This window comes from Streptomyces sp. NPDC058701 (assembly GCF_042715295.1).
GTDB lineage: Bacteria > Actinomycetota > Actinomycetes > Streptomycetales > Streptomycetaceae > Streptomyces.
Genome location: NZ_JBHXSY010000022.1, coordinates 42,507 through 59,838, shown reverse-complemented (window position 1 = coordinate 59,838; position 17,332 = coordinate 42,507). Strand labels below are relative to the sequence as shown.

Sequence of the window (17,332 nt, the reverse complement as noted above, 5' to 3'; positions counted from 1 at the left end):
GGGGAAGGTTTCTGACGATCCTCGTCAACGGGGGGCGGGAACCAACGGACACGGGTGTTCCTTTCACGGGAGTTGCACAGTGCATGCCTCACGCCCGGCAGGACGGCGCTGCCAGGCAGGAGGAGAGGGTGGGGCGAGACGGCCTAGCTGGAGGAGCCGATCCCGTCGGCGACCAGCTGGGCTTCGCCGACGGCCGGCTTCGGGGTCCGGCCGATGACCGACTCCAGGATCTCGCCGACCCGGATCGCGGTGTTGGACAGCAGGGAGGAGGTGATGCCGTGCGTGTGCTCGGTACCGCCCTGGAGGTAGATGCCGCAGCGCAGCGCGGGGTCCGTCGTGATGCGGTAGTCGCGCTCCACGCGGACGCGGCCCTCGTCGTCGCGGTGGCAGAAGCCTTCGACCTCGCCGAGGAGGCCGAGGGAGTCGGCGGGCCGGTACCCCGTGGCGTAGACCACGATGTCGGCGTCGAGGGGGGTCTCCTCGCCGGAGACCAGGGACTGGACGGTCACCTTCACGCCGTCGGGCGTCTCGACGACGTCCGAGAGGCGGGAGACGTTGAGGAAGCGCAGCCGCTCCTCGCCCAGGACCTTCTCCTGGTACGCCTGGCGGTACAGGTCGTCGATCAGGTCGATGTCCACCACGGAGTAGTTGGTGTTGCCGTGGTAGTCCATCAGCCTGGTCTTGACCTCGCCGGGAGCCGTGTAGTACTCGTCCACGGCCGCGGGGTCGAAGATCCGGTTGGCGAACTTGCTGTCGTCCGCCGGGCTGTAGCCGTAGCGGGCGAACACCGCGCAGACCTCGGCCTCGGGGAAGCGGCGGTGCAGGAAGGCCACGTTCTCCGCGGCGCTCTGGCCCGCGCCGACGACGACGAACCGGGACGGGTCGGTGCCGTCCAGGCCGTCCACCCGCCGGAGCAGGTCGGAGTTGTGCCATACGCGCTCGGTGCGGTCCACGCCCTCGGGCATGTAGGGCCGCAGGCCGGTGCCGATGACGAGGTTGCGGGCCCGGTGGGTGACCAGTTCCGCGCCGGAGCGGGCGGTGACGTCCACGTACTCGATCACGCCGTCGCGCACGACGGGCCGCACGGCGACGACTTCGTGCCCGTAGGACACCATGTCGTCGACCTTGGCCGCGGCCCACTCGAAGTAGTCGTGGAACTCCACGCGCAGCGGGAACAGGTTCTTGTGGTTGACGAAGTCGATCAACCGCCCCTTGCTCTGCAGGTAGCAGAGGAAGCTGTACTCGCTCGACGGGTTCCGCAGCGTCACCAGGTCCTTGAGGAACGACACCTGCATGGTCGCGTCCTCGAACAGCATGCCGCGGTGCCAGCCGAAACGCGGCTGCTGCTCGAAGAAGTGGGCAGTGACCGCCTCCTCCCTGTGGACGCGTGCGTTGTGCTCGGTGAGCGCTATCGCCATGGCCACATTGGACGGCCCGAAGCCGATGCCTATGAGGTCGTGGATCACCGGTGCGTCACCAGGAAGAGCCTGTGACATGTCACTCCGATCATGCGAGACAGCCGCCTGTGAGGCGCCGAGGAGAATCTGGGGCAGGGCAATGCCGTTGAGCAGCAGGCCGAGCGAACTTAGGTAAAGCTAACCTGATCACGCCACCCTGTCGACCAGGCAAACCAGACAAATAGGCCACTATGACTGCAAACAGAGCCTAGAATCGGGCACGTTGCATCCTTAGGTAAGGCTTGCTTTACTTTCCGGTGATCTATTGCTCTCCAGAGGAGGAACCCCATGCGGGTCGTCATGTTCGGTTATCAGACCTGGGGCCACCGCACCCTGCAAGCGCTCCTGGACTCCGAGCACGACGTCGTCATGGTCGTCACCCACCCCAAGAGCGAGCACGCCTACGAGAAGATCTGGAGCGACTCGGTCGCGGACCTGGCCGAAGCGCACGGCGTGCCCGTGGTCATCCGCAACCGCCCCGACGACGAGGAGCTGTTCACGCTCCTCAAGGAGGCGGACCCGGACATCATCGTGGCGAACAACTGGCGCACGTACATACCGTCGCGCATCTTCGACCTCCCGCGCCACGGCACCCTCAACGTCCACGACTCGCTGCTCCCCAAGTACGCCGGCTTCTCCCCGCTGATCTGGGCCCTCATCAACGGCGAGTCGGAAGTCGGCGTGACCGCGCACATGATGGACGACGAGCTCGACGCGGGAGACATCGTCCTCCAGCAGGCGGTCCCCGTCGGCCCCACCGACACCGCCACCGACCTCTTCCACAAGACGGTCGACCTGATCGCCCCGGTCACCGTCGGCGCGCTGGCCCGCATCGCCGCCGGCGAGACCGAGTTCACCCCGCAGGACCGCTCGCAGGCCAGCTTCTTCCACAAGCGCGCCGAGTACGACATCCGCATCGACTGGAACTGGCCGGCGGAGGTCCTGGAACGCCTCGTGCGCGCCCAGTCCGCCCCGTACCCCAGCGCGTTCACCTTCCACAAGGGCAAGCGGCTGGAGATCGTGACCGCCGTGGTGTCCGAGGGCCGCTACGGCGGCACGCCCGGCCGCATCTTCTACCGCGAGGGCGAGGGCGTGGCGATCGTCGCCGGAGCCGACGCCCGCACCGGCCGCAACCACGGGCTGGCCATCACGCGCGTACGCACCGAGGACGGGCGGGAGATGCCCGCCCTCGAGTACTTCACCTCCATGGGCGGCTACCTCACGGCCCGCCCCTGACCCACGGCGCGACCGGACCCGTAGCCGCGCCGCGCTCCTCCGCACGCCCGTCGGTCCGGTGTCGGCCGGCGGGCCTTCGGGTCCTGCCGCACGGCAGGGCGCCGATGTCCGACGGGCCGCGTCCGCCCCCGCCGTGCGCCCCGGGCGGCCGCGCTCATCCCGGCGGCAGATCGCGAGAGCAGGACGGGCACAACCCGCGGTAGGTGACCTCGACGTCGGACACCGTGAAGCCGTACCGCTCCCGCTCGGGCAGGCCGGCCGGGGTGGCGGTGGGGCGGACGTCGCGGATGGTGCCGCATCCGGTGCAGACCAGGTGCTGGTGCGGGTGGTGCGCGTTGGGGTCGAAGCGCTTCGCGCGCCCGTGGACGGAGACCTCCACGACCTCCCCGAGCAGGACAAGTTCGCCCAGGGTGTTGTAGACGGTCGCGCGCGCGATCTCGGGCAGCCGCCGGGCCGCTCGGGCGTGCACCTCGTCGGCCGTGAGGTGGACGTGGTCGCCGTCGAGGGCCTCGACGACGACGCGCCGTTGGGACGTCATCCGCCAGCCCCGCCGTCGCAGGCGCTCCAACAGGTCGCTCACGGCGGCTCACTCCTCCAGGCTCGACGGGACGACGGAGAGGGATCCGGGCTCTGACCGGCACGGCGCCGAGCCGGCCTTTCCCCGAAAGGGAGGCACAGGTTACCCGGATCGCACGGCTGTGTCCGGCATCGAATCCGTGGCGGTCCGAACGCGCACCCCGACCGGGAAAGATGATGATGATCGGACCAGTCGTCCATTGCGGCAGGTCCGTGAAGCGGCGGGAATGGCGGACGGACGGATCCGGGGCCCGATCTGGATTTCGACTACCGGTGATGGGGCGGCGCCCCGCGTGTTCTCGCGGCCGTGGGCTCTCCGGTGCGCGACCATACGGACGCACCCACACGCTCCCGGTCGTCGGCGCCGTTCAGGCGGCGCCGGGGGCGGGCGGTCGGCAGCGGGACCACCGATACAGGAAAGAAGGACGGACGTGTCCGGAAGCGACAGCGAGAACCCGGTAATCCCTGCCCCCACCCCCGAGCCGACCCGCCCCCGCTCGAACCGGGACTGGTGGCCGGATCAGCTGGATCTTCAAGTTCTCCACCAGCACTCGCCTCTGGCCGATCCGATGGGTGAGGGCTTCGACTACGCGCAGGAGTTCGCGACGCTGGACGTCGACGCCCTGAAGCAGGACGTCTTCGAGGTGATGACGGCGTCACAGGAATGGTGGCCCGCCGATTACGGCCACTACGGGCCGCTCTTCATCCGGATGAGCTGGCATTCCGCCGGAACGTACCGCATCGCCGACGGCCGGGGCGGCGGCGGAGCCGGCGCACAGCGTTTCGCCCCCCTCAACAGCTGGCCGGACAATGCGAGCCTCGACAAGGCGCGCCGTCTGCTGTGGCCGGTCAAGCAGAAGTACGGACGGAAGATCTCCTGGGCCGATCTGCTGGTTTTCGCCGGCAATTGCGCCATGGAATCGATGGGGTTCAAGACCTTCGGTTTCGCTTTCGGGCGGCAGGACATCTGGGAGCCCGAGGAGATCTTCTGGGGGCCCGAGGACACGTGGCTCGGCGACGCGCGCTACAGCGGTGACAGGGAACTCACCGGTCCTTTCGGAGCCGTGCAGATGGGATTGATCTACGTCAACCCGGAAGGGCCCAACGGGAACCCCGATCCGCTCGCCGCCGCCCGGGACATCCGGGAGACGTTCGGGCGCATGGCGATGAACGACGAGGAGACGGCCGCGCTCATCATCGGCGGCCACACCTTCGGCAAGTGCCACGGTGCGGTCGGCGCCGAGTACATCGGCCCCGAGCCCGAGGCGTGCCCCATCGAGCAGCAGGGCCTCGGCTGGCGGAACACGTACGGCAGCGGCAAGGGCGCCGACGCGCTCACCAGCGGGCTCGAAGGCGCGTGGACCTCCGCGCCGACGACCTGGGACAACGGGTACCTGGACAACCTGTTCCGGTACGAGTGGGAGCTGACGACGAGCCCGGCCGGCGCGAAGCAGTGGACCCCCACGGACGACTCGGCCCGCGACACGGTGCCCGATGCCCACGACCCGTCGAAGCGGCACGCCCCCATGATGCTGACGACGGACCTCGCGCTGCGGGTGGACCCGGTCTACGGACCGATCGCCAAGCGCTTCCACGAGCACCCGGAGGAGCTCGCGGAGGCGTTCGGCAAGGCGTGGTACAAACTGCTGCACCGCGACATGGGCCCCCTCTCCCGGTACCTCGGCCCGTGGGTACCGGAGGCCCAGCTGTGGCAGGACCCGGTGCCCGCCGTCGACCACGAGCTGGTCGCGGCCGCGGACGTCACCGCGCTCAAGGGCCGGATCCTCTCGTCGGGACTGTCCGTCCCGCAACTGGTGACCACCGCCTGGGCCTCGGCGGCGAGCTTCCGCGGCACCGACAAGCGCGGTGGGGCCAACGGGGCCCGCATCCGGCTGGCGCCGCAGAAGGACTGGGAGGTCAACGACCTGCCCGAGGTGACCGAGGTGGTGCGGACCCTGGAGCAGATGCGGCAGGACTTCAACGGCGCGCAGACCGGCGGGACGAAGATCTCGCTCGCGGACCTGATCGTCCTGGGCGGATGCGCGGCCGTGGAGCAGGCCGCGAAGGACGCCGGGTACGACGTCACGGTGCCGTTCGCACCGGGGCGTACGGACGCCTCGCAGGAGCAGACCGACGTGGAGACCTTCGCCGTCCTCGAACCGGAGGCGGACGGGTTCCGCAACTACCTCCGGGCCGGTGTGAAGCTGTCGCCGGAGACCCTGCTCCTGGACCGCGCCTCCATGCTGACCCTGACGGCGCCCGAGATGACGGTCCTGATCGGCGGCATGCGGGTCCTGGACAGCGGCTTCCGGCGCTCTTCCCACGGCGTCTTCACCGACCGGCCGGGGGTGTTGACGAACGACTTCTTCGTCAACCTGCTCGACATGGGCACGCAGTGGAAGGCCTCGGACGCCGACGAGAACGTCTTCGAGGGCCGGGACGCCGTCACGGGCGAGAGCAGGTGGACCGCGACCGCCGTCGATCTCGTCTTCGGCTCGCACGCCCAGCTGCGGGCGCTCTCCGAGGTCTACGCCTCCAGGGACGCGGGGGAGAAGTTCGTGCGCGACTTCGTGGCCGCCTGGGACAAGGTGATGCGGCTCGACCGCTTCGACCTCGCCTGAGCCCGGTGTGCCGGCCGGCCGTCCCCGGACCGGCCGGCACACCGGACCCCCGGCATCGACCGGCGCGACGAAGCAGAGCAGACTGCGGTGCAGTACGTCGGACCGGACCGGAGGCGCGCGCCATGGGAATCACCCTGCTCAGCATCGCCCTCGTGGTGGCCGCCCTCGTCATCAGGACGGCCGTCGCCGAGATCCGCCGGCCGGGCAGCGGGCGCGGGCAGTGGGCGTTCCTCACCAGCCCCCGGGCCCTGGCGACCGGAGCCCTCGCCGCCCTGCTGCTCGGGCTCCTCGCCTGGATCACCGCCGGCCCCCCGGCGGCCGCCTGGGCCGTGTTCGCCGGAGCGCTCGTCGCGTACGTCGTCGGTACGGGCGAGGGCAAGGACTGAGGCCCCTCCCCCGTACGGCGCCGGTTCTTCGTACGCGCTCCGGACGGCAATGTCCTCCACATCGTGCAGCACCGGGACTGACCGGCCGCCCGCGGCACGGGGCGGATCAGGACTGCGCCCGAGCCGCCCCCGGCCGCCCGTACCGTGCCTCAGCGGACGACGTCGAACACGTTCTTCTGCAGACCGTTGGCGTACGCCTCGTGCTCGACGAGCTTCAGCTTCTGGGTGTCCTTGTCCGTGGCGCTGAACAGCCGCTTGCCCGCGCCGAGCAGGAGCGGGAAGACGAGCAGGTGGTAGCGGTCGATCAGGCCGGCGTCGGAGAGCCCCTGGTTCAGGGACGCGCTTCCGTGGACGATGATCGGGCCGCCCTCGGTCTCCTTCAGTGCGGCGACGTCGTCGAGCGAGCGCAGGATCGTGGTCTCGCCCCAGTTGGCCACCAGGTCGCCCTCGGTGAGGGTGGTGGAGACGACGTACTTGGGCATCTCCTTGTAGTCGGCGAAGTCCGCCATGTCGGGCCACACCGGGCTGAACGCCTCGTAGCTGGTCCGGCCCAGCAGCATGGCCGCGGCTTCCCCCTGCTCGCGGCCCTTGATCTCGAACGCCTCGGGCAGGAACTCCACGTCCTTGAAGGTCCACCCGGAGTTCCGGTATCCGGGCTCCCCGCCCGGGGCCTCCACGACGCCGTCGAGGGAGATGAAGGCGGTGCTGATCAGGGTACGCATCTGGGTTCCTCGGTGTCTCGGTCCGGTGCTCGGCAGCTTCGGCGGGTGCGTGATCGAACCGCACGCGCGGCCGCCACACACCCACCATGCTCTATCGACTGCGAATGACGAAGGAACTCATCGGCGGGCGGACGGAGAGCGACCGGGAAGCGGAGAAACGGAGGATCTGGTACCGCCGCCCGACCCCCCAGCACCCCCGCCGGAGCCGAGCCCCACGGGCCTCGGGCGGCCGCGAACGGGGCACCCCCGGCGGACCCGCCTCACGGCCGGCCCGCCGAGGGCGAGAACGCGCGCCGCGCGCCGGCAGGGCGGCGGCGACTCGGGGCGCTTCCGCAGATTCAGCCCACGCGCTCGACGCGGGCCCGGCGGATCAGGTTCTTGCCCGGCTCCCGGACCGTGTCGAAGGCCGCGTTGTTCAACAGCACACAGCTCCCCGACGGCCCGTTCACCGTCACCGTCGTCGCCTGACCGTTGTCCAGATTCGTCACCTTCAGCTTCGTACCCACCGGGAACGTCCCACTGCTCGCCGCCGGCGCACCCCCCTCACCCGACAGGGTCACCGTCGACCCCTGACACACCACCTCACCGGTGGCCGGGGGCACCCGCACACCCGCCGTAGCGGACGGCGCACCCCCCGTACCGGACGCACCTGACGCACCGGACGGCGCGGCGCCGCCACCACCCACGCGCTCGACGCGGGCCCGGCGGATCAGGTTCTTGCCCGGCTCCCGGACCGTGTCGAAGGCCGCGTTGTTCAACAGCACACAGCTCCCCGACGGCCCGTTCACCGTCACCGTCGTCGCCTGACCGTTGTCCAGATTCGTCACCTTCAGCTTCGTACCCACCGGGAACGTCCCACTGCTCGCCGCCGGCGCACCCCCCTCACCCGACAGGGTCACCGTCGACCCCTGACACACCACCTCGGGCGCGGCGGCGTTGCCGGTCGCCATCGTGGCGACGGCCCCTCCTGCCACCAGGGTTCCCGCCACGACGGAGAGAACGAGCTTCTTCGTACGACTCATGGTCCGTTTCCGGGACATGGCAACTCCTCGATCGATGGACGCTGTTCCCCCGCTCTGCATACGCCCGCCATCGCACCCGAGTTCACTCTTGTCACGGAGGGACAAATTCAGCGGCCGGCGCCGGGCCCGGCCGCCCCTCACGGGACGGTCGGCACCGGCCTCCTGACGCGGCCGAACCCGTTCATGACGTACCCCTGACCCTGCCGGGTCCCCGCAACTGTCTCGGCGCGCGGGCTCCCGTACCCGCTCTTCGCAGGTTCTTGCGACGGCGCGTGCGCGGGCTCCCGCTGGGACTACCGGGCGTCGCGCCGCCGACGCGCACGCTCGAACTCGGCGACATCCGGCATCCAGGGACCGTGCTGTTCGAGTGCGGCGCAGCCGCCGCGGACGAAGGCGCTCACCAGGGTCCGGTACCCGGCGATCCCGTCGACCAGGCCGTACTCGACCCGGTACTCCGGATCCGACCCGCCTCGGCCCTCGCGCAGCGTCGTGACCCGGGCGACGGAGTCCGCGTAGAAGTGGAGCTGGATGCCTTCGCCCCTCTCCTCGTCCTCGATGGTGAACACCTCGTTGTCCCCGGCGGAGCGATCGCCGACGAACTCCCAGAACTCCGCGGTGGCGGTGCGGGGACCGTCCCGTCGCCACTTCTTCTCGACGCCCTTGTCGTCGGTGAACGACAGGGCCGTCTTCCTCGCACTCCCGCCGGCGTCGGCACGGTGGTCGGCCGCCTCCCCGTCATCCTCCACGGGTCTGTTCCTGGAGCGGTCCGCGGCCTCCGAGCACATCAGGAAGCTCACGGTGCGCACCGCGTCATCGACGAGCTCGGGGTGTGCACGGCGCACGGCCGCTTCGGCCCTCGCCTTCATCCGGTCCCAGTCGCGCTTGTCCGTGGCGCGTTCTCCCCGTCGCGGATCGCGGCCGATCCGCATCCCGGCGCACGCCTGCTCCGCAGTGGAGATCACCCGCATGACCCCGGGCAGCAGCGCGGGGTCGACGGCACCGGGCACCCGCCTCGGAACCGTCGAGCCGTGCAGGTACTGGCCCGTGTACCTGAGAATCGCGGCGTCGAGCGGACCGAGCACTGCTCCGCGCTCGGCGCGACGGCGGTCCGCGTGGTACTCCTGAGCCCGTTTCCCGTTTGACGTCTCCGTCGCCGCGCGCATCGCGGCGCATACCTGACCGCGCTCGAGCAGACCGATGTCGGCCCCGTGGGCGATGAGCCGGCTCCTGTCCCACCGGATGCGCCGGAAGAGCGCGTCGACGCCCGTCGGCGCGCCGAGGAGGATCGGGTCCAGGAGCGCGACGGCAGCGTCCTCGTCGAGCCGGCCCCGGGTTCCCGCGGCGTCGCACAGCGGAAGGACCGCACTCCACAGCAGCAGGTGTCTGGCCAGGTCCTCCCGGATCACCGCGAGATGGGCTTCGCCGATGGAGAACGTGAAGGTGCGAGGCTCGTGGTTGGCGTCGGCCCCGGCACCGAGCATCAGCTTCAGCTCGCCGTCCTCGCGGATCACGTTCGGGATCCAGCCGCTTGCGCGCGTGAAAACGACGTCTCTCATGGACTCAGTCTTCCCCGGAGCGGCGCCGGCCGGCACCACCACGCGTTCCGTGCGCGCACGCGCGGGTGGGAACGGTGCACGGGCCCCGTACGGGGCGGCGCCGGCTCCGGGCGCCGGTGCGGCCGTCAGGGCGGCGTTAAGGGTTCCAGGGCGCACGTATGGAGCCCGTCAATGTGGCTCAACACCCAGGTGAAGACGCGGTTATGTCGTCATCAGCCAACTGGCTGATTCGTTTTTCCCCACTTCACTCAGGAGCTCGCGATGGCCGATCTGGCCTTCGTCGTCACCACGGTCGCGGTGTTCGCGCTGGTGGCTCTCATCGCCCGGGGGGTGACCAAGCTGTGAGCGTCGAGAACGTCGTCGGCCTCGTCGTGGCCGTCTCCCTGCTCGGTTACCTCGTCCTCGCCCTCGTGTATCCGGAGAGGTTCTGAGCACTGATATGAGCCCCGTAACCGCTGGTGTGCTCCAGCTGCTCGCGCTGATCGCCGCGCTCGCGCTGGCCTACCGCCCGCTGGGCGACCACATGGCCCGCGTCTACTCCTCCGAAAGGCACTACAAGCCGGAGAAGTGGATCTACAAGGCCATCGGCGCCGACCCGAACGCGGAGATGCGCTGGCCCGCCTACCTGCGCGGCATCCTCGCCTTCTCCGCGGTGAGCGTCCTCTTCCTCTACGGACTCCAGCGTCTGCAAGGCGGCCTGCCGGGCTCGCTCGGCTTCGTGTCGATCGACCCGGACCAGGCCTTCAACACCGCCGCCTCGTTCGTGGCGAACACCAACTGGCAGTCCTACTACGGCGAACAGGCCATGGGGCACGTCGTGCAGACCGGCGGCCTCGCGGTGCAGAACTTCGTCTCCGCCGCCGTCGGCATGGCCGTGGCGGTGGCCCTCGTACGGGGATTCTGCCGCTCCCGCACCGGCGAACTCGGCAACTTCTGGGCCGACCTGGTCCGCGGCACCGTCCGCATCCTGCTCCCGATCTCCGTGATCGGCGCGATCATCCTGGTCGCCTGCGGCGTCCTCCAGAACTTCTCCGGCATCCACGAGGTCGGCCAGTTCACGGGCGGATCGCAGCAGTGGAACGGCGGGGCGGTCGCCTCGCAGGAGGTCATCAAGGAACTCGGCACCAACGGCGGCGGCTACTTCAACGCCAACTCCGCCCACCCCTTCGAGAACCCGACCCCCTTCTCCAACCTCTTCGAGATCTTCCTGATCCTCGTCATCCCGTTCGCCCTCACCCGCACCTTCGGCCGGATGGTCGGCAACCTGCGCCAGGGCTACGCGATCCTCGCCACGATGGGCATCATCTGGATCACGTTCACCGGCCTGATGATGTGGACCGAGTTCGCCCACCACGGCCCGGCGCTGGACCTCGCAGGCGGTGCGATGGAGGGCAAGGAGACCCGCTTCGGCATCGGCGGCTCGTCGATCTTCGCCGTCGCCACCACGCTCACCTCCACGGGAGCGGTCAACTCCTTCCACTCCTCTTACACGGGCTTCGGCGGCGGGATCACCCTGCTGGGCATGCAACTCGGCGAGATCGCCCCCGGCGGCGTCGGCTCCGGTCTCTACGGCATGCTCGTCATGGCGGTCATCGCCGTCTTCATCGCCGGCCTGATGGTCGGCCGCACCCCCGAGTACCTCGGCAAGAAGATCGGCACCCGCGAGATCAAGTGCGCCGCCTGCTCCCTCCTCGTCACCCCGGCCCTGGTGCTGTGCTTCACCGCCGCCGCGATGGCCCTGCCCACCCCGGGCCACTCGATGACCAACAGCGGCGCGCACGGTTTCTCCGAGATCCTCTACGCCTACACCTCGGGCGCGAACAACAACGGCTCCGCCTTCGCCGGCCTGAACGCCGACACCCAGTGGTTCAACAGCACCATCGGCATCGCCATGCTGCTGGGCCGCTTCCTTCCCGTGGTGTTCGTCCTGGCGCTCGCCGGTTCGCTCGCCGAGCAGAAGCCCGTCCCCGAGACGGCGGGCACCCTGCGCACCGACAAGCCGCTCTACGCCGGACTGCTCGTCGGCACGATCATCGTCATCACCGGCCTGACCTACTTCCCCGCCCTCGCGCTGGGTCCGCTCGCTGAAGGGCTCGCCTCATGAGCACCGCCACACCGACCCGTGCTCCGCACGAGGATGTTCCCACCGGGCACAAGCCCGCGGCCGGCCGCGTCGGCGGGGGCCTGTTCGACCCCAAGGCGCTGGTGCGGTCCTTCCCGGACGCGGTGCGCAAGCTCGACCCCCGGATCATGATCAAGTCCCCGGTCATGTTCGTCGTGCTGATCGGCTCCGTCGTCACGACCGTCCTGGCGGTCAAGGACCCCACCGACGGGTTCGGCTGGGCGATCACCGGTTGGCTGTGGCTCACCACGGTCTTCGCCAACCTCGCCGAGGCCGTCGCCGAGGGCCGCGGCAAGGCCCAGGCCGACACCCTGCGCAAGGCCAAGACCGACACCGTCGCGCGCCGCCTGGGCAAGGACGGCCGGAGCGAGGAACGGGTCCCCGGCACGGAACTGCGCATCGGCGACCTGGTGGTCTGCGAGGCCGGCGACGTCATCCCCGGTGACGGGGACGTCGTCGAGGGCGTGGCCTCCGTGGACGAGTCGGCCATCACCGGCGAGTCCGCTCCCGTCATCCGGGAATCGGGTGGGGACCGCAGCGCGGTCACCGGTGGCACGAAGGTCCTCTCCGACCGGATCGTCGTGAAGATCACGACGAAGCCCGGTGAGACGTTCATCGACCGGATGATCGCCCTGGTCGAGGGCGCCTCCCGGCAGAAGACGCCCAACGAGATCGCGCTGAACATCCTCCTCGCGTCCCTCACGATCGTCTTCCTGCTGGCCGTGGTCACCCTCCAGCCCTTCGCGATCTACGCGGGCGCCGAGCAGTCGATGATCGTACTCACCGCCCTGCTGGTCTGTCTGATCCCCACCACCATCGGCGCGCTCCTCTCGGCCATCGGCATCGCGGGCATGGACCGGCTGGTCCAGCGCAACGTCCTGGCCATGTCGGGCCGCGCGGTCGAGGCCGCCGGCGACGTGTCCACGCTGCTGCTCGACAAGACGGGCACCATCACCCTCGGCAACCGGCAGGCGGCCGAGTTCGTGCCGGTCACGGGCACGACGGAGGAGGAGCTGGCGGACGCCGCCCAGCTGTCGTCCCTCGCGGACGAGACCCCCGAGGGTCGGTCGATCGTGGTCCTGGCGAGGGAGAAGTACGGACTGCGCGAACGCCACCAGGGCGAGCTCGCCGGCGCCGAGTGGATCGCCTTCACCGCCCAGACCCGCATGTCGGGCGTCGACGTGGACGGCAGGCAGACCCGCAAGGGCGCCTCCGGCTCGGTCATCGTCTGGGTGAAGGGGCAGGGCGGCCGGGTCTCCGCCGACGCCGGCACCCTCGCCAACCGGATCTCCGCAGCAGGGGGCACCCCGCTCCTCGTCGCCGTCAAGGACGAGCGCGGGGCCCGTGTCCTCGGGGTCATCCATCTGAAGGACGTCGTCAAGGAGGGCATGCGCGAGCGGTTCGAGGAACTGCGCCGCATGGGCATCAAGACGGTCATGATCACCGGTGACAACCCGCTCACCGCGAAGGCCATCGCCGAGGAGGCCGGTGTCGACGACTTCCTCGCCGAGGCCACCCCCGAGGACAAGATGGCCCTCATCAAGCGGGAGCAGGCGGGCGGCAAGCTCGTGGCGATGACCGGTGACGGCACGAACGACGCGCCGGCGCTCGCCCAGGCCGACGTGGGCGTGGCGATGAACACGGGCACCTCGGCCGCCAAGGAGGCCGGGAACATGGTGGACCTGGACTCCGACCCCACCAAGCTCATCGAGATCGTCGAGATCGGCAAGCAGCTGCTGATCACGCGCGGCGCCCTGACCACGTTCTCCATCGCCAATGACGTCGCCAAGTACTTCGCGATCATCCCGGCCATGTTCGCCGTGGTCTACCCGGGGCTGGACAAGCTCAACATCATGGGCCTGCACTCCCCCGAGTCCGCGATCCTGTCCGCCGTCGTCTTCAACGCGCTGATCATCATCGCCCTCGTCCCGCTCGCCCTCAAGGGCGTGCGGTACCGGCCCACCAGTGCGGACAAGATGCTGCGGCGCAACCTCGCGCTGTACGGGGTGGGCGGTCTGATCGCCCCGTTCATCGGCATCAAAGTCATCGACCTCCTCCTGTCCCTCATCCCCGGAATCGGCTGATCTGCGATGAACACCTCTGTGGGCAACACCGCGCGCCTGATCGGCGCGGGCCTGCGGGCCCTGCTGGTCCTGACGGTCCTCTGCGGCGTCCTCTACCCGCTCGCCGTCACCGGCGTCGCCCAGGCCCTGTTCCCCGACCAGGCCAACGGCTCCGAACTCCACGGCGAGGACGGCCGGGTGGTCGGCTCCTCCCTCATCGGGCAGAGCTACAACCTGCCGAAGAAGGACCCCGCCGACGCCGATGAGGCCGCGCGACCGGACCTCCGGTGGTTCCAGCCCCGCCCGTCCGACGGCCTGGGCGCCAACAGCGTGAACACCCGGTACTCGCTGATCCTCTCGGGCGCCACCAACCGCTCCGCCGACAACGGCGCCGTCGACGGCCGCTGCACGGCACGCGCGGAGCGGGGCACGCTGTGCGCCCAGGTGACCGGAGCCAAGGAGGCGGTGGTCGCCGACAACTCCACGTCCTCCTACCAGGTCGCGCCCGAGGACGTACCGGCCGACGCGGTCACCTCATCCGGCTCCGGCCTCGACCCGCACATCTCCCCCGCGTACGCCGAGCTCCAGGTACACCGGGTCGCCGAACGGAACAGGCTCGACGTCCGGCAGGTCGAGAAGGTCGTCGCCGAGCACACCGCGGGCCGTACCCTCGGGTTCATGGGCGAACCCCGGGTGAACGTCCTCGAACTCAACACCGCGCTCGCGGCGCTGACCACGAGCTGACGCCGTCCGGGCAGGTTTTTGGAGCCGTACGTGAACGTGGTGGTCCTCCGGCCGCGCGCCGCAGGACCACCACCCACGCCGACCGACGGTCGGACGGTCGTCGGGATGGGATCAGTTGCCGATCCCGGCGCTGCCGATGCCGGAGTTCCCGATGCCGGCGCTGCCCAGGCCCGTGTTGGCGATGCCCGCGTTGCCCACGCCTCCGTTGAACACACCGGCGTTGCCGATGCCCCAGTTGGCGATGCCCGCGTTGCCCACGCCCGAGTTCCCGATGCCGTGGTTGCCGACGCCGTCGGCGCTCGCCGCCGACGCCCCGCCCAGAGCCACGATCGCAACGGTACCGGCGACGGCCGCCATGCGGAGAAGTTGTGCACGCATCACTACATACCTCCTGTTTGTGCTGCTTATCCCATGAGGTGTCTAGCACGCCGCCGTATCGAACATCCGGCGCGACGCCCACGACGCACCCGTATGGCCTACGTCAGGTCGAAGGCCCTTGACCTGCGGCTGTACGGGCGCTGCGCGCACCCCGGCACGGTCGCGGCAACCGGCGGTTTCGAACGCGGCCCCGGCCGCGTCAGCCGCACGGCTCCGCCTCGCCGGATGTGAGGGGGTGCGGCATGCCCCGCCCCCGGCCGGCCGGGGGTGCCGTGGAGCGCCTCGACCGTGAGTGCTACCCGGTGACGCTGCCGAGCCAGAGCAGGTCACGGGCCCGGGTCATCGCCACGAAGAGCCGGCTGCGCCGCAGTTCCTCACGCTCCCGGGTCGTCTCCGCCGTCTCCGTACCGGACGCCGCGCCGGCCTGCGTCGCGTGCGGGAGCGCCGCGTCGTGCTGGGGCAGGAAGACGTTCTTGAACTCCAGGCCCTTGGCCCTGCGATAGGTGCCGAGCTTCACCGCGTCGACGGCACGACCGTCGTAATGCTCCAACTGGCAGACCGGGATGCCTGCTTGGGCGAGCAGCCGCTGGTAGTGGCCGATGGCGCGCAGGGACGGGCACAGCAGGGCGGTGTCGGCGAGCGCGCCGTCGGGCAGGGTGCGCAGGGCGTCCAGGAGGTCCCGGTCGTGGGCGTCCACCGTGGGCCTGGTGACACGGACGACGTCGCCGTCGTGGAAGGTGAGGTCGACGTCGCGGCGGCCGGGGGTGCGCACGCCGTCGAGGTCCTCGAAGGCGTCGTCGGCCACGACGGTCAGGGCCGCGTCCAGGATCTGCTTGCTGTTGCGGTAGTTGGTCCGCAGCACCTGCCCGCGGTCGCCTCGGATGTCGATGTCCGCGTCGGTGAGACGGAAGCCACCGGGATACACGGTCTGCTGGCCGTCTCCGACGAGCAGCAGGCCGTTGGGCACGTCGCCGACGAGCGCGTGCAGGAGGCGCACGCCGACGAGCGTGAGGTCCTGGACCTCGTCGACGATGACGGCCGCGAACGGGGGCCGCCCGGGCCGGCGCGACGCCTCGGCCAGGGCGAGGGACAGGACGTCGTTGAAGTCGTGGACGCCGCGCTCGCCGCGCAGCGACTCGTACGCCTCGTACAGCTCCCACACCGACTGCCGGTGCGTCCGGTGGAGCCTCGCCCTCCGGCGCCGCCTGGAGACGGTCGCGTAGTCCTCGAAGCGGGTGAGCCCCCGCCCCTTGATGACGTAGTCGATCTCCTCGCGCCAGTAGGTGGGGACCGGGTCGAGCTCGGCGAGCCGGCCCGCGCGGCCGACGTGGGTCCAGGCCAGGCTGAAGGCGGTCTCGGCCTTGTCCCGGTGCAGCCGCACCGGTATGCCGCGCTCCTGCAGGAACTCCTGCGCCCAGGAGTGGAGGCTGCGGAAGTCCACTCGGTCGGCGACGGCCGGGGCCATGGTCCTGAGGAAGGTGCTCTGCACCCGGGGCAGATTGTTGGCGAAGGTGACGTACAGGATGCGGCCGGTGGTCCGTCTGGCCAGGTGGGCCGCACGGTGCAGGGCGACGACCGTCTTGCCGGTGCCCGCCGGGCCGCTGATGCGCGCCGGGCCCGACCAGTTGCGGCGTACCAGGGCCACCTGGTCGGGGTGGAGGAAGGTCATCCACTGCTCGATCGGCGCCTCCCTCGCGCCCTTCAAGGCCGCGTCGCGCAGCCCTTCGAGGTCGAACAGGCCGTCCGGGGCGTCCGGCCCGTCGTGTTCGGACGCCGGCGGCGGCTGCTGCTGCTGATCGAGGGCCACCGCGGCGTGGTCCGGGAACACCCGCTCCAGATGGTCGGCGATCGCCCGGACCGACTCCACCCGCAACCGGTGGCGCTGCGCCGACAGCTGCGTGCCGAGCTCGTGTTCGCGCATCAGCCGGATCCGTCCGAGGTCCGTGTCTGCGCGCTGCCCGGCGCACACCAAGAGCGGCTGGACCGCGACCGGGGACATTCCGAGGGACGCCACCGCCCTCTCGGTGGCCTTCGTGGCGGCGAGCAGCTCGGCCGCGCGTCCGCCGCCCCCGGGCTCGCCGCCGGCGGCCGTGACGGCGAGGACGAAGACGCCGCCGGGCCCCACCAGCAGCATGTCCGCGCGAGCGGTCCGCTGCCCGGGCCACGGCCGGTCGACCAGCAAGCGCCAGCCCCGCGCGGTCAGCACCAACAGCTGGGCGAGGACCCGTTGTTCACCCTCGTCCGCCGCTTCCCACCGCCGGGCCTGCCGGCGGGCGGCCTGCCAGTGCTCCCGGAGTAACCGCTCCTGCCGCCGACCGTCGTGCGCCCGCTGCGGTGCCGCCCCGCCTGCCCCCATAGCCAGCCCCCTCGTACGCGGAGTAGCGATCATAGAACGCAACGCCACCGGAACGGCAGGGTGCGTACCGGCCCTGCGACACGGCGGCTCCCT

Annotated in this window: 13 protein-coding genes and 1 pseudogene; 7 read left to right on the top strand and 7 right to left on the bottom strand. The window is 70.4% G+C overall.

The genetic code is table 11. The annotated features are described in order from the left end of the window. Window positions 1–143: 143 nt before the first annotated feature. Complete coding sequence (locus ACFWW8_RS22960) at window positions 144–1,496, bottom strand: lysine N(6)-hydroxylase/L-ornithine N(5)-oxygenase family protein (RefSeq protein ID WP_386530806.1); 1,353 nt, start codon at window positions 1,494–1,496, stop codon at window positions 144–146. Between the two features lie 249 nt (window positions 1,497–1,745). Here ACFWW8_RS22960 and ACFWW8_RS22955 point away from each other — a divergent pair, with 249 nt between their 5' ends. Then, a complete protein-coding gene (locus tag ACFWW8_RS22955; protein ID WP_386530805.1) occupies window positions 1,746–2,693 on the top strand; it encodes a methionyl-tRNA formyltransferase in 948 nt (315 codons plus the stop codon). Window positions 2,694–2,847: 154 nt separating this feature from the next. Here ACFWW8_RS22955 and ACFWW8_RS22950 read toward each other — a convergent pair whose 3' ends face one another. Then, window positions 2,848–3,273 carry a Fur family transcriptional regulator gene (locus ACFWW8_RS22950; RefSeq protein WP_386530804.1) on the bottom strand — a complete coding sequence of 142 codons (426 nt, stop codon included), beginning with the start codon at window positions 3,271–3,273 and terminating at the stop codon, window positions 2,848–2,850. A gap of 427 nt (window positions 3,274–3,700) precedes the next feature. Between ACFWW8_RS22950 and katG the strand changes: the two genes are divergently transcribed. After that, entirely contained in the window at window positions 3,701–5,890 is a 2,190-nt protein-coding gene (gene katG, locus ACFWW8_RS22945; RefSeq protein WP_386530803.1) for a catalase/peroxidase HPI, read from the top strand. A gap of 122 nt (window positions 5,891–6,012) precedes the next feature. Next, a complete protein-coding gene (locus ACFWW8_RS22940) occupies window positions 6,013–6,276 on the top strand; it encodes a hypothetical protein (RefSeq protein ID WP_386530802.1) in 264 nt (87 codons plus the stop codon). A 149-nt stretch (window positions 6,277–6,425) separates the two neighbouring features. On the opposite strand, the gene ACFWW8_RS22935 is transcribed toward ACFWW8_RS22940, so the two are convergent. From ACFWW8_RS22935 to ACFWW8_RS22925, 3 genes and pseudogenes are all read right to left on the bottom strand, one after another. After that, window positions 6,426–6,998 (bottom strand): dihydrofolate reductase family protein, encoded by a 573-nt coding sequence (locus ACFWW8_RS22935; protein WP_386530801.1) that lies wholly within the window; start codon window positions 6,996–6,998, stop codon window positions 6,426–6,428. Between the two features lie 680 nt (window positions 6,999–7,678). Continuing rightward, window positions 7,679–7,939, bottom strand: a pseudogene (locus ACFWW8_RS22930) (hypothetical protein); the annotation flags it as partial. 374 nt (window positions 7,940–8,313) lie between these two features. After that, complete coding sequence (locus tag ACFWW8_RS22925; RefSeq protein ID WP_386530800.1) at window positions 8,314–9,576, bottom strand: DUF6357 family protein; 1,263 nt, start codon at window positions 9,574–9,576, stop codon at window positions 8,314–8,316. Window positions 9,577–9,917: 341 nt separating this feature from the next. On the opposite strand from ACFWW8_RS22925, the gene kdpF reads away from it, so the two are divergent. The 4 genes from kdpF to ACFWW8_RS22905 are packed head-to-tail and all read left to right on the top strand — an operon-like array spanning window position 9,918 to window position 14,505. Beyond that, a complete protein-coding gene (gene kdpF, locus ACFWW8_RS22920) occupies window positions 9,918–10,007 on the top strand; it encodes a K(+)-transporting ATPase subunit F (protein ID WP_386530799.1) in 90 nt (29 codons plus the stop codon). Window positions 10,008–10,015: 8 nt separating this feature from the next. Continuing rightward, a complete protein-coding gene (gene kdpA, locus ACFWW8_RS22915; protein ID WP_386530798.1) occupies window positions 10,016–11,680 on the top strand; it encodes a potassium-transporting ATPase subunit KdpA in 1,665 nt (554 codons plus the stop codon). After that, window positions 11,677–13,782, top strand: a complete 2,106-nt coding sequence (gene kdpB, locus ACFWW8_RS22910) for a potassium-transporting ATPase subunit KdpB (RefSeq protein WP_386530797.1) — start codon at window positions 11,677–11,679, stop codon at window positions 13,780–13,782. Before kdpA ends, kdpB begins: the two co-directional genes overlap by 4 nt. A gap of 6 nt (window positions 13,783–13,788) precedes the next feature. Further along, complete coding sequence (locus ACFWW8_RS22905; protein WP_386530796.1) at window positions 13,789–14,505, top strand: potassium-transporting ATPase subunit C; 717 nt, start codon at window positions 13,789–13,791, stop codon at window positions 14,503–14,505. Between the two features lie 111 nt (window positions 14,506–14,616). Here ACFWW8_RS22905 and ACFWW8_RS22900 read toward each other — a convergent pair whose 3' ends face one another. Together ACFWW8_RS22900 and ACFWW8_RS22895 are read right to left on the bottom strand one after the other, a co-directional pair. Continuing rightward, on the bottom strand, window positions 14,617–14,883 hold the full coding sequence (locus tag ACFWW8_RS22900) for a hypothetical protein (RefSeq protein ID WP_386530795.1): 267 nt from the start codon (window positions 14,881–14,883) through the stop codon (window positions 14,617–14,619). 295 nt (window positions 14,884–15,178) lie between these two features. Further along, window positions 15,179–17,239: a UvrD-helicase domain-containing protein gene (locus tag ACFWW8_RS22895; protein ID WP_386530794.1), complete on the bottom strand. Its 2,061-nt coding sequence runs from the start codon at window positions 17,237–17,239 to the stop codon at window positions 15,179–15,181. Window positions 17,240–17,332 lie beyond the last annotated feature (93 nt).